Source organism: Nostoc linckia z4 (genome assembly GCF_002608075.1).
In the GTDB taxonomy this organism is placed as follows: domain Bacteria; phylum Cyanobacteriota; class Cyanobacteriia; order Cyanobacteriales; family Nostocaceae; genus Nostoc; species Nostoc linckia.
On the sequence record NZ_LAHA01000050.1, the window covers coordinates 22,821 to 35,188 of the forward strand.

Sequence of the window (12,368 nt, forward strand, 5' to 3'; positions counted from 1 at the left end):
AATATAGATATATCCCTTTGACCACAAGAGTGCCCCTTTCCCCCTTCCCCTTTCCCCTTTCCCCCTTCCCCTTTCCCCCTTCCCCTTTCCCCCTTCCCCTTTCCCCGAACCCTATTGCGTAGGTAGCTACGCAACATTGATGACTCTAAATTCGTCACTAGCTGAGTTACTGGTGATTGAAAACACCAAAATAGATGTGTAATCTCAGTAATGTAGTTTTTTAAAGCGAAAAGTGGTTATTATGATGCGTCGCCTTTCAATTACTTTATCTTTAGTAGCGCTACTACAAAACTTGCCAGCAATTGCTCAAACTCAAGTCCCAGAAACTACTTCTCAAACATCATCAGATTCCATTCAACAGGTAATTGCTGCCAAATGGATGACAAACTTTTCTGATGGCAATTTTTATCCAGAAAGGTTATTGAGTAGAGCAGAATTAGCGACGATTATGGTGAAAGCATTTCGCCTAGACAAAAGACAAGGCGCTAACAAAGAAAATTTAGTGATTCCAGATGTTCCTCGGTCTTATTGGGCATTTAATGATATACAAACGGTGTTAAAAACTGACATTATGAAAGGTTATCGAGGGAATCAATTTTTTCCTAACCAAAAGGTAACTAAAGCAGAAGCTTTGGCGATTTTCGCTCAGGCTTATGGCGTATTTCAGTTTTCGGATGATGTTGTTAATGAAATTCTCGCTGCATATCCAGATGAAAAGTCTATCCCATCTTGGGCGAGAAAAGCGATCGCCACAGTAGCTACTGAAGGATTTCTCAATACAGACGCTCAAAACAATATTTCCCCATTACAGCCCGTAACCCGTGGCGACATAGCTTATGTCTTAAGTAAATATTTGCAACGCCAAAAGCAACAACCCGAAACACCAGAGGTTCCAATTATTCCCAATAGCGAACCATCTCCTTAGCAGAATTCAGAATTCAGGAGTCAGAATTCAGGAGTCAGAATTCAGGAGTCAGAATTCAGGAGTCAGAATTCAGGAGTCAGAATTCAGGAGTCAGAATTCAGGAGTCGGGCTTTTAAATTGCACAATCACTCATAAGCTTGATTGATTGCTAACAATCAACACTCAACAGTCAACAATATCACCTTTGATTCTGACCTCTACGTTTTTCTAGAATATCGAGGAGATATGAGGCAGTGGAATTTGGTCGTTGCGTTGGCTGCTGTGAGCCATAATTTCCATAGGTGGACTGTGGTACTTGCGTCGGCTGCTGCAAGCCATAATTCCCATAGGTGGACTGTGGTACTTGTGGTACTTGTGTCGGCTGCTGTAAGCCATAATTCCCATAGGTAGGCTGTGGTACTTGTGTCGGCTGCTGCAAGCCATAATTCCCATATCCTGTGGAATTTGTGGGTGGAACAACAGTTTGATTCGGATTTTGGCTAGAGTATGGTGTAACAGAGTTGACTGGAGGCACTATTGGTGATTGAACACCATTTAAATTACTGTAGGGATTTGTCTGCAAGTTTGTACCGCTGGGAGTGTAATTTGCTCCAGAGTTTAATCCAGTATTTGATATTTGGCTGGGTAAGCTATTCAACGGTAGTGTCGATGTTGTTTCTCTATCAGATACCCGCCCCAAAGTATTTGATTGATTAGGATTCATACCATTAACACCAGATAAATTCTGGTTTGTCGATTCGTTGAGTGCTGCTTGTAAAGGGCTAATGGAGACGGAATTTTGATTTTTGTTAGTTTGATTAGTTAATTCAATTCCTAAGCCAGAAGATGTTTGTTGATTTTCTGCTTCCGAGACTCCACTGAAAGAAGAATTAACACCGATAAAGTCGTTATTTCTATCAGCTATGCCACTACGCAATAAATTTTCTGTTTGTGCAATAAATGGATTTTTAATAGTTGGTAGTGGTTCGGGATTAACTGTTATTACACCAGATTTTGATTTGTTATCATTCAGAGATTTTTGTTTATTAATTAGCTCATCTAATAGGGTTTTAGTCTTGTTTTTTCCAGTATTTTCCTGAGAGTTATTTGTTGTTGGTGGCAGAGCTGCTTCGTCAAAGTCATTAAACAATACGGGCAAATTATCAATATCCGCTGCAATAGCTTTGTTTTCTTGTGATAGTGAGGAGTCAACAGGTTTTTGTGAAGCTACTTGTTTTTTTTGCTTATAAACAAAAATATCTGGGTTTGACCAGTATTCCCAAGTTACTAGCCCGACTACAGATAAAAAGATTGCAGTTATCCAAAAGCTTGGTCGCCCTAGATTCCATAACCTAGCTCTAAGATAACGTAAGTAGGCGGGAGGATAATGACGCTTTGGCATGGGATTAGTAATTGATATTTACTAGAAATGGTTAACAATTGAGATCGGCAGCGTTGTTATCTGATATTTTTGCCTTTTTAGTCAGCAAATATCTCAACTGAAGGTGGATGCTCTAATTTCATCGTAACTGTTCAATAACTTATTAGTCATTAGCAATTGATATGTAGTAGTCAAAAATTTACGTTTCAATTTCCTTTGGGAGAGGGAATAGCAAATGGGCAACAGGTATGATTCCCACAGCCATTGCACCCCACCCCTTAATCCCCCCGAACTTCGGGGAGGAGAGACAAAGCGTAGCTTTGGCTCTTTGGGTTTTTTCAGGTTTTATAAGTCAATACAGTTCAGATCAGCCTGTTTTTTCTTTCCCCTGTTCCCTTTTCCCTGTTCCCTTACCTTCACAGAGGATCTTTCTTAACCCAAGCGTATTGTTTTATAAGTAATCAAGCGGACATGATATTATGTACAGTCTTGGGTATTTTGAAGTGTCTGGGTAAATTGGCGACAAATGGCAGTTAGTTAACTAATTATTAATTCGTAGACACAAAAAGACTTTTCACCCAGTTCCCAGTCACCAGTCCCCAGTCCCTTGCTGTAGAGAAGATTGCAACAACTCTCGCATAGATGTAGCCTGTATGTGGTCAGGGAACACAGTTAAAAAGTCATTCAGGTCTTGGATTGCTACACGGATATCTAAGGAAGCACTTTGAGATAAGGTATATCGATATAACTGTTCTGCTGGTTGATGATATTGAGCAACCAAATAGTAAAGAGCTAAGTTAAAGCTATTACGCCAGTTTTTCGGATCTTTTTCGTAATGTTCTTTAGCAAGCTTCATTGCAAGCGCTAAGTCAGTTCGTGCTTTATCTAGTTGGTTAAGGGCTAGGTAAGTTAAAGCACGCCCATACAAATACCAATCATCTTGATAATTTGAGTTAAGTACAATGGCGCGGTCTAAATTTTGGGGTGCTTCATGGTAGCGATGCATTCTTTGGTAAGTAAAACCCCTAAATCCCGTGGCTCGTTTCCATTGGAAATTGCTATCAAGCTCAATAACACGGTTAAAGTCTTGTAATGCCTCATTGTAACGTTGCATACACCGATAAGTATCAGCGCGACTAGCGATCGCCCATACAGAATTGGCATCGAGTTGAATGGCGTGGTTTAAGTCTTGCAGTGATTCAGGGTAACGTTGCATAAAGCGGTAAATTACACCTCGGTGTGCCAATGCCCATTGGTCATTGGGGTCAAGTTCAATGGCACGATTAAAGTCTTGCAGTGCTTCTTGAAAGCGTTTCATGAGGCGGTAAGCGATACCGCGATTGGCGATCGCCCATTGATAATTTGAGTTAAGCTTAATAACACGGTTAAAATCTTGCAGTGCTTCTTGGTAACACTGCATTTGGCAGTAAGTCATACCTCTAACTGTTAAATACTCAACTTCTTGAGGCACTAAATTTATCGCCTGGGTTAAATCTTCTAAAGCTTTTGAGTATTGATTAAATTGAGAGTAAATATAACTACGCCAATCTAGAGCTACTGCACGCCATTTGTCTTCAAGACTAGCATCGCTCAACAGTGTTGTGAGCATTTGGGCAGCAGCTTCATAATTTTTGTCTTCATAGGCTTTTAACCAATTGGCTAGTTGCTCCCCCCAACGCTGAACTTCAGCAGAGTCTACATCTTTACCAGCCTGAAGCATTGTTTGTGCCCAATGTTGGGCAAAAGTGCGCTGATTTTTGAGAGCAGCAAGGAATTCATTGAGAGCAATAGGTAAATACTTTTGTGGTGATTGGCATAAGCGGTGATACAAAATATTGAGCTTATGGCTTTGCCAAGTTTTATCCCGCCAAGCTTTTACTTCCTCCAGTTGCAATTCATCACCTAGTGTGTCGTAATAGTTTGCCAACTTACCATGTATCTCACCCCAACTTTGCGGCGATGAAAGGCGCTTGTGGCGTAACATTTGGGTTTTCACCACATCATGATAAGCCCAGCCATCGGTACGTTCGTTGACAAAGGATGTTTCTTTGAGCCAAGCAAATAGCTCATCTGCTTCTTTTTCTCCCCTTAATAGAGCTATTACATCTCGATTCAAACACCGAGGAATGGCAGCATCGAGAGCAACTTCTCGCCGCTTCCAGTCATCAACCCATTTTAAAAATCTTTCTACAGCACTGCTGCTAGGCTCAAATACTTGGTTGGGGTTATTGGGATGAGCATCTGCTAGCATTCCCACTAGTAGAGGCAAATTCCCAGAAAGGCGTAAAATCGTTTCTACAACCTGACTGTTAGTAATGCCTTTGCGAATTAGATATTGTTGCGCTTCTTCTTCTGTAAACGGTTCCAATGGGAAACGAACTATTAACCCTTCATAAGGTGCCCAATGATTTTTATCTAATTCATGGCGACCGGCAATGGTTATCAATATATTGAGAGATACTTCACCGTAGCGTTCGTCCAAAATTTCCCGCAGCCAGTTATCTAGGAATTCTCCTGTGCGTTCGTAAGTATCAAAAAACAAAGCAATGGCAGTTTTCTCACAAATTTGAAAAATATCTTGCAAAAATAGCGGGGTCAGCACTTGTTCAGGTTCTTGAACTAAGCGCACCTCATCTTTATTGGTAATTTTTTTTGCAATGTATGATGCCCATTCTCCCGCTTGGCTAGCCAAAGCATCCTCATCTACAAAATCAAATACAGCACCACTAACGGGAACTCGACGCGCTAGACGCACGCCTGTTTTGACCATAGTTTTGCCAACAAATGCCGAAAAACCTTGAGGAGCTTGAGGATCGGTTTCTAATTCGTGGCGCTTTTGACGGTAAACTTTATAGCGTTCTGTAAACTGCGGTAGTTTGTAACCTTGGCGTTCTAACTCCTGGGCTAAACGCCCCATGACTTCTGGTAAAGTTTTCTCAGCTTCATCGATGTAAGCCGAGATAATTTTTGCTTCATCAGCAATTTTGCGAAACTGCCGTAACAGTGTACTTTTACCAACCCCGCCTTCTCCCCAAACGTTAAACAAAAAACGACGGCGGTCATCCTCTAACGGTAAAGCTAAGTTTTCACGAAATTGGTTTACCTGGTCTTCACGACCTACAAAACCCGATTGTTGACGCTGCTTAAGAATATCTTGTAGACTCTTGGGCTTGTTTTGCGGGTTCATTACCAGATTTAACTTTGAGGCGCTAATGTTTACTGGATAACTACTAAATATGCAAGCTGTATTTCGGAATTTATCAGACTTTTTTTAAGTAATTTTGGCGCGTAAGTTTGATTTAAGCTCAAAGTTGACCTTCTGAGGTGAATGTAGAATCTCGTCGCCTTTAGGCAGGAGAATGTTTGATTTTCCTATTATTTACTAGTAAAGTCTCAAATGGTGGAGACTGAAAACTTTTCAGTTGTCAAGGCGTTCGTGGAAGCAAGCCAAGGCAGCACCGACAGTTTCAGCTAAAATACTAATGAGGCGATATAGAGCGATCGCACTAAATACTAAGGCTGCTGGAAATTGGTGTCGTAAAAGTTCATAAGCAGTGGCTTCAAACACACCCAACCCGCCAGGCGCACCCGGAATCACTAAACCTAGCAACCAAGCGCAACTAAAAGCGCCTAACAATAAAGGAATTTGACTCCAGTTAAGAGAATTGAGAGCAAATACAGTTAAAATAAACCCCACGCCACGCAAACTCAAAAAGCCCAATTCCCCTAATAAAGGTCGCAGGGGATAGCGTTTGATACTTAAAACCACACTTGGCTGAGTATTAACATCGGATTTTTTTGCTTTGAGTTTGTATAAAAAGCGAATGGCTGGATTTAAAAATCGGGGATGAACTGCACAAAGCACCACAGCTAAACTCAGCAATTGTACAAGTCGTATCACAACAGTGGTATTGTTGGCAGCAAATTGACTACTGAAGAGAATAATTAAGATTAAAGCAGCCGTCGCCATCAGTAGCGGTTCCAGCAAGACGCTTAAGGTGGCTGCACCGGCAGAAACATTGGCATTCTTGGCGGCGAGAATTCGGCCGTAATAATGCCAAATATTACCTGGTAAATACTTAGCAATATTAGTTTTTAGGTAAACTTGGATGAACTGGGAAGATGACACTGGTTGATTTAACTCTTGCAAAACCCAAGTCCAAATCCAGCCAGCCCAGGTATGCGCCAGTAAAGTGACGAATGTAGCGATCGCCATAATTCCCCATCCTACCCCATCAATGTGGATAGCAGTGACTTGAACCCAATTATCTTTCAAGGCTTTCCCTAAAAAAAATAGTGTTCCGCCTAAAATTATCCAACGTAAAAATTGCTTCATGAAATTAGTAATTTAACGGTTAGGCTAACAATAGCCAAATACTTCAAATCTTAATATATATCAGCTACATATCCAAGAGATTTAAAAATACGAAAAATATCTTTGTATTTTTTTTTACGAAGATAACTGCATATTATTTTATATCTCTCTAGAGTTAGATAAAAATATTATTCTTGTGTTAATTAAAATGTGGCCTGCGCTAGAGGTAAAAGTCGTTTTATTCTTCCTATCTTTAATAGAGGTTATTCAAAAATTAACCAACTAAACAAACCACAATAACGTACTGAACAATACCAATGATTCAGCTAAGACTTCTGCTTATTAATATTTTGGTAAGGAGGACTACGTGAAAGCTGCGATCGCCTTTTTTAAAAAACTACGACTGCGCCAAATATTAACAATTTTTCTTGCAGGATTATTGTTGATAGTTAGCACTGCTTGTAGTACAGGGAATGCTCAAGGTGCAAATCCACAAAATCCTGCTGTACAAGCAGGTGGAGCCAATAATCCTTATAAGAATGGTGGAGACAAATACACTAGAAATCCCGATTCCAAAGTAACGAACCTCAGAAACAACCAAGACCGCGACCAAGCTAGCCTACAGCCAAGCTCATTATCGATCGCTACAAATGTTGGAAATAGAGATTCGGATATACTTTATCCTGGTGCTGAAACACCAGTAGGTCGAATCAAGAAAGAAGCAGAATTGCCACTTATCACAGACCAGAATTTCCAACAACCAGAACCAGGTGGTTTGATTCAGAACGAACCCAGTGTAGGAACTCGCGTTAAAGAACGTCTTGGAACTGTGAAAGAAACTGTTGAAGAAGCTTCCGATTTTTTGAAAGACAAAGGAAATGAAGCAAGTGCTAGACCGGAATTACAACGAAATCCAGCCTTAGGCAGATAGAACTTTCATCATTTTGTCTTTTGAAATATATTGCAAACGTCAACTTAGTTGAAGTTTAACTTAGTCACAAAAATGCAAGGAGTAGAAATATGAAAAAAGTAGGTACTTGGTTGAAAAACATTCGCCCATTGAGAATTTTAACTGTTTTTTTAGCGGGCATGTTCCTATTTGTGACACAAGCTTGCGCTGCTCCAGGAGTAGCAACACAGCCACCCCAGCCTCGTGACCAAGCACCGAATGTGGAACGATACGATCCCACAAAAGATTATCCTCTCTCTTCACCCTCTGGCGGGATAAATAACTTTAGTGATGTAGATCCCAGAGCGCAAGATGAAAAGGCAATTAATGATAAAGCTGATGCGCTTGTGAGAAATGCTCAGAAAAACATTGAAGAGAAAGGAGTTAAAAATCCAGCAGAAGCTTTCCAGAATCTTCAAAAAACACCCGTTGGCGATAAACTCAAAGGCGTTGGTGAAAATCTTGGCAGTTCAGTTCAAGAAGTCGGCGAAGGTGTAGCTAAAGGGACTCAGCGAGGAATTGAAAATATTAAGGGTAATACCCAGAATGCTGCCGAAGATGTAACCAAAAATGTTCAGCGTGGAGCTGAAGATGCAGGTGACGCCGTGAAAAGAACAGTGAGAAACATTGATTAAAATTAGTCAAAAATAGTTGTTAAACTGGTGGCAAAAATCCAGTTTAACAAGAAACAATAAACGCACCGCTCGTCATAATTCATAGTGAATTTTGACGAGTTTTAATTTCAAAAACTTGGTGAATAGGTATCAGAATTAAAAACAAAACCTACCTTTGCAGGTTTTAAAACTTGAATTTTCCCTTAGGTGTGAAGGCAGGCTTTGTCTGTATATAGCAGTCCTAAATCATTCGTGAAATCTTGCTGTTGTTGACCGTTGACAGTCAACAGTCAAAGACCACTACTAAAATTTTTCACAACTCAAATAAGATTGCTATAGCCAGGAATTCTATTCGCTTTTTGTTTTAGTCAAATACCAATTCTGTAGTGCTAGCCGTTGAACTTCCCGCCAGGGAATGTTATGTTTTCGGGCTAATTCTGCACAATCTTCATATTCTGGCTGCACATTAGCAATAACTTTTTCTAGCGATCGCTCTTTCCATGCCACTTTAACGCGCACTTTACCATACTCAGTTTCCACTTGCTGAATTTCTCGCGGTAAGATGGCGCGTTGCTGATTAGTTCGCCGAATACCCAATGTTGTGGTTTCGCGGAATATAACCGCTTCACAACTGAGTAAATTTTCTGGATGACAGATAACACTCAACAAAATTCCCGGACGCGATTTTTTCATGGCGATGGCCTGAGTAAAAACATCCAGCGCACCAGCCGCAAACAAAGCCTCAAACACATAGCCGATGGCCTGAGGATTTAAATCGTCAATTTGGGTTTCTAGTACAGATATAGTTTCCACATAGGCGCTAGTATCCTGATAATCGGACAAATTTGACTCTAAAATTGCGCTTTCGCCCAGCCAGAGGCGTAAAATATTGGGGATGGGTAAATTTATGGTTCCTGCTCCCAATCCTACTTTCTTGATAGCGATGGGGGGCGGCGAACCAAATTCTCTGGCTAAGGTAGTGGCGATCGCGGCACCCGTTGGCGTCACTAGCTCTCGTTCAATGCCGTTGCTATAAACTGGGCAACCCCGCATCTCCCACAGCTTTAATACTGCTGGTACTGGTACAGCCATTTGACCATGCGCCGCCCTCACAGTACCGCCGCCAGTCGGGAAGGCCGAGCAGTACAGTAAAGGTAATCCTTCTTCATTGCTCTCAATCCCCAACCAATCCAACCCCAAGCAAGTACCCACAATATCCACAATCGCATCTACAGCACCTACCTCATGAAAATGAACTTTTTCAGGAGAAATGCCATGTACTGCCCCTTCTGCCACTGCTAGCTGCCGGAATACCGCCAAACTCCAAGCTTCTGCCCGTGGTGGCAACCCCGCTTGGAGAATCATCTGTTCTATTTCTGGCAGATGGCGTCCGTGATGATGAGTGTGTTCGTGGTCATGATGATGATGATGATGGTCTACTAAATCCACATGGACTTTAGTCGCCTGCTGACCATTTCGTTGCACAAGTTCTGCTTTTAACTCATATTCCCGTTCAATTCCCAAACCATTGAGTTTTTCAATTAAATACTCCACAGGAACACCCAAACTCACCAAAGCACCCAGACACATATCCCCGGAAATTCCTGTAGGACACTGAAAATAAACAATTTTATTCATAGTTATTAGTCATTAGTCATTAGTCATTAATCATTAGTCATTGGGTATGGAGCATGGGGCATGGGGCAGAAGAGGCAGAGGTGCAGAGGGAAGGGCAGAGGGGAAAAACTCATCTCCCCATCTCCTCATCTCCCCATCTCCCCATCTCCCCATCTCCCCATACTTCGGCTCCGCTCAGTACAAGTCTCCCCATCTCCCATCTCCCCATCTCCCCATACTTCGGCTCCGCTCAGTACAAGTCTCCCCATCTCCCCATCTCCCCAATCCCCACTATGGCAAAAATTTTCGCAGTTCATCCGGATAATCCTCAAATTCGTCGAATAGAGGAGATAAAGTCAGCGCTCTCTAGTGGTGCTGTCATGCTTTACCCTACTGATACAGTCTATGCCATCGGTTGTGATTTGAATGCCAAGTCGGCGGTAGAACGAGTGCGGCAAATTAAGCAGCTAGCAAATGATAAACCACTGACATTTTTATGTCCCTCGCTTTCAAATGTGGCGACTTATGCCTTCGTAAGTGACACAGCCTATCGGATTATGAAGCGCTTAATTCCAGGTACATACACGTTTTTGCTACCAGCTACTAAGTTAGTACCGCGATTGGTGCAAAGTCCCAAGCGCAAAACTACGGGAATTAGAGTCCCAAACCATACTGTCTGTTTGGCTCTGCTGGAAGCCTTGGGCAATCCAATTATCTCAACTTCCGCACACGTGCCACCAGATGAACCAGATAATGGCTTGGTTCGCATCGATCCAGAGACTATTCAATCGCGGGTAGAGCTGTTTGACCGTTTGGACAAATTCGTAGACATAATTGTAGATGCGGGCGAAGAACCTAAGTACGAAGTGTCTACAATTTTGGATTTAACGGGAGATGAAGCAGTAATTATACGGAGGGGGTTAGGTTGGGAAGCAGCAGCAGCATGGGTATAAGGATTAAATTTCATCAGCGCACTTGTTAGTTTCGGAAATAGTGATTTAAATGACTCCAGTTTTTAAATTGTCATAATTAAAGGCGATTGCAGTGGGTATAACAGGATGGTGGCAACACTTTCTAGAGCAAGGCATTTAACAAATTTGCAGAAATGCTGCGTATCCATTTACTAGCATTAGTGTGGTGGTTTGTGGAAGAACCGACACATTGTCACAACTATAATTCTTTCGTATTTCCTACAGTTTTAAATATGAGCTTTAGATGTGAGCATTACATGGGGCAAGCGTTGATGGATGAATGCCCAAAGATTCACCAGTCAAAACTAGCCTCTATCGCTGTGTCTGCGTTGTAATTACGGTGCAATACTACTCCCTGGAAAATTCATGAAAGCTAATGTCGCCAATCTACCAAACTCTACACCAGTTTTTGATAACCATGTTTCTGGCGAAGAATTGCCAGCTAGCAGCAGTGATACCTTAGTTCAATTGCTGTGTGAGGAAATGCAAGGACAAGTGAAAGCAGCACCCAGGTGCGTGCAAGCTTTAGCAAAGCGCATCGTTAAGGAAGTAGAACGCATTTGCGATAAAAGCTCGCGTATCCAAACATCTGGACAAATTCAGTCTTGGCAAATGACTTTGGCAAGACACCGGATGCAAAAGTGCTTGCGTTACTACCAACTCGGTTCCAAACAAGGACGGGTGGAATTACATAGCAATTTGGGCGCGATGGTTTACCGCCATGTAACTATATCCGGCTCGGAGTTGGGTTTTGACGCTCGTTACAGCTTAATTGAAGATTTTTTACAAGCATTTTATATTGAAGCAATTAAAGCTTTCCGCCGCGAAAACGAATTACCTGAAGACCACACACCTCGTACTCAGCTGCAATTAGCTGAATATATGGCGTTTACAGAACAGTACGCCAAACGTCGCATCAATTTACCTGGTGGTGCAAATCAGCAATTAATTATTTTGCGGGCCCAGGGTTTTGCTCGTCGTCAGCCCCAAGAAACTACTGTGGATATTGAAATGGCGGTGGAGTCTGCTAAGGGTGAAGAAGCAGAATCTTATCAACGGAATTCGGCAGTACAACAATTGCGATCGCAAATGATTGCCAAAGCCAGTTTCGATCCATCGGAAGAATCAGAACGCGATCGCGTCATTGCTGAATTGATGAAATACTTAGAGTCCCAAGGTCAATCTGACTGTATGGACTATTTAAGCCTGAAACTCCAAGACCTTTCTGCACCAGAAATTGACCAAATTCTCGGTTTAACCAGTCGTCAGCGCGATTATCTGCAACAAAGGTTTAAATATCACGTAGAAAAGTTTGCCAAGCAACATCATTGGCAATTGGTACATCAATGGTTGGGCGCAGGTTTGGAGCAAAAGTTGGGTTTATCTTCCCAACAATGGGAAATTTTTATCGGTCAACTTACAGAACAACAACAGCAAATTTTACAACTTAAAACTGCACGGGAAAGCGACCAAGCGATCGCCAAAGCCATCAAATGCACCCCCAAACAAGTACAAAAGCGCTGGACTCAATTATTAGAAATAGCATGGGCTATCCGCAACGGTAATACTCAAGCGCACACGGGTTGACGCCCAAGGAAAAATTACTAAAATTTATCT

11 protein-coding genes are annotated in these 12,368 nt (G+C 41.9%); 6 read left to right on the forward strand and 5 right to left on the reverse strand.

Annotated elements, in window-relative coordinates:
- Positions 1–244 precede the first annotated feature (244 nt).
- On the forward strand, positions 245–925 hold the full coding sequence (locus VF06_RS28810; protein WP_099068317.1) for an S-layer homology domain-containing protein: 681 nt from the start codon (positions 245–247) through the stop codon (positions 923–925).
- Between the two features lie 178 nt (positions 926–1,103).
- On the opposite strand, the gene VF06_RS28815 is transcribed toward VF06_RS28810, so the two are convergent.
- The 3 genes from VF06_RS28815 to VF06_RS28825 all read right to left on the reverse strand — a co-directional run bounded on the left by VF06_RS28815 (position 1,104) and on the right by VF06_RS28825 (position 6,621).
- A complete protein-coding gene (locus VF06_RS28815) occupies positions 1,104–2,306 on the reverse strand; it encodes an FtsB/FtsL family cell division protein (RefSeq protein WP_099068277.1) in 1,203 nt (400 codons plus the stop codon).
- 568 nt (positions 2,307–2,874) lie between these two features.
- Positions 2,875–5,472, reverse strand: a complete 2,598-nt coding sequence (locus VF06_RS28820) for a tetratricopeptide repeat protein (protein WP_099068278.1) — start codon at positions 5,470–5,472, stop codon at positions 2,875–2,877.
- Between the two features lie 231 nt (positions 5,473–5,703).
- Positions 5,704–6,621, reverse strand: a complete 918-nt coding sequence (locus VF06_RS28825; protein ID WP_099068279.1) for a lysylphosphatidylglycerol synthase domain-containing protein — start codon at positions 6,619–6,621, stop codon at positions 5,704–5,706.
- 346 nt (positions 6,622–6,967) lie between these two features.
- Here VF06_RS28825 and VF06_RS28830 point away from each other — a divergent pair, with 346 nt between their 5' ends.
- Both VF06_RS28830 and VF06_RS28835 read left to right on the forward strand, forming a co-directional pair.
- Positions 6,968–7,531, forward strand: a complete 564-nt coding sequence (locus VF06_RS28830; protein ID WP_099068280.1) for a DUF6658 family protein — start codon at positions 6,968–6,970, stop codon at positions 7,529–7,531.
- A gap of 89 nt (positions 7,532–7,620) precedes the next feature.
- Entirely contained in the window at positions 7,621–8,184 is a 564-nt protein-coding gene (locus VF06_RS28835; RefSeq protein ID WP_099068281.1) for a hypothetical protein, read from the forward strand.
- A gap of 327 nt (positions 8,185–8,511) precedes the next feature.
- Here the strand turns inward: VF06_RS28835 and larC are convergent, their stop codons facing one another.
- Positions 8,512–9,801 carry a nickel pincer cofactor biosynthesis protein LarC gene (gene larC, locus VF06_RS28840; RefSeq protein ID WP_099068282.1) on the reverse strand — a complete coding sequence of 430 codons (1,290 nt, stop codon included), beginning with the start codon at positions 9,799–9,801 and terminating at the stop codon, positions 8,512–8,514.
- A 125-nt stretch (positions 9,802–9,926) separates the two neighbouring features.
- Positions 9,927–10,049, reverse strand: coding sequence for a hypothetical protein (locus VF06_RS42995; protein ID WP_257208141.1), 123 nt, complete (start codon positions 10,047–10,049; stop codon positions 9,927–9,929).
- A gap of 24 nt (positions 10,050–10,073) precedes the next feature.
- Between VF06_RS42995 and VF06_RS28845 the strand changes: the two genes are divergently transcribed.
- The 3 genes from VF06_RS28845 to VF06_RS28850 all read left to right on the forward strand — a co-directional run bounded on the left by VF06_RS28845 (position 10,074) and on the right by VF06_RS28850 (position 12,338).
- Positions 10,074–10,733 carry an L-threonylcarbamoyladenylate synthase gene (locus VF06_RS28845; protein WP_099068283.1) on the forward strand — a complete coding sequence of 220 codons (660 nt, stop codon included), beginning with the start codon at positions 10,074–10,076 and terminating at the stop codon, positions 10,731–10,733.
- Between the two features lie 152 nt (positions 10,734–10,885).
- The gene (locus VF06_RS39665; RefSeq protein WP_143861644.1) at positions 10,886–11,086 is read left to right on the forward strand and encodes a hypothetical protein; all 201 of its coding nucleotides are present in this window, start codon (positions 10,886–10,888) and stop codon (positions 11,084–11,086) included.
- Between the two features lie 31 nt (positions 11,087–11,117).
- Positions 11,118–12,338, forward strand: coding sequence for a HetZ-related protein (locus tag VF06_RS28850; RefSeq protein WP_099068284.1), 1,221 nt, complete (start codon positions 11,118–11,120; stop codon positions 12,336–12,338).
- The last annotated feature ends 30 nt before the right edge of the window (positions 12,339–12,368 follow it).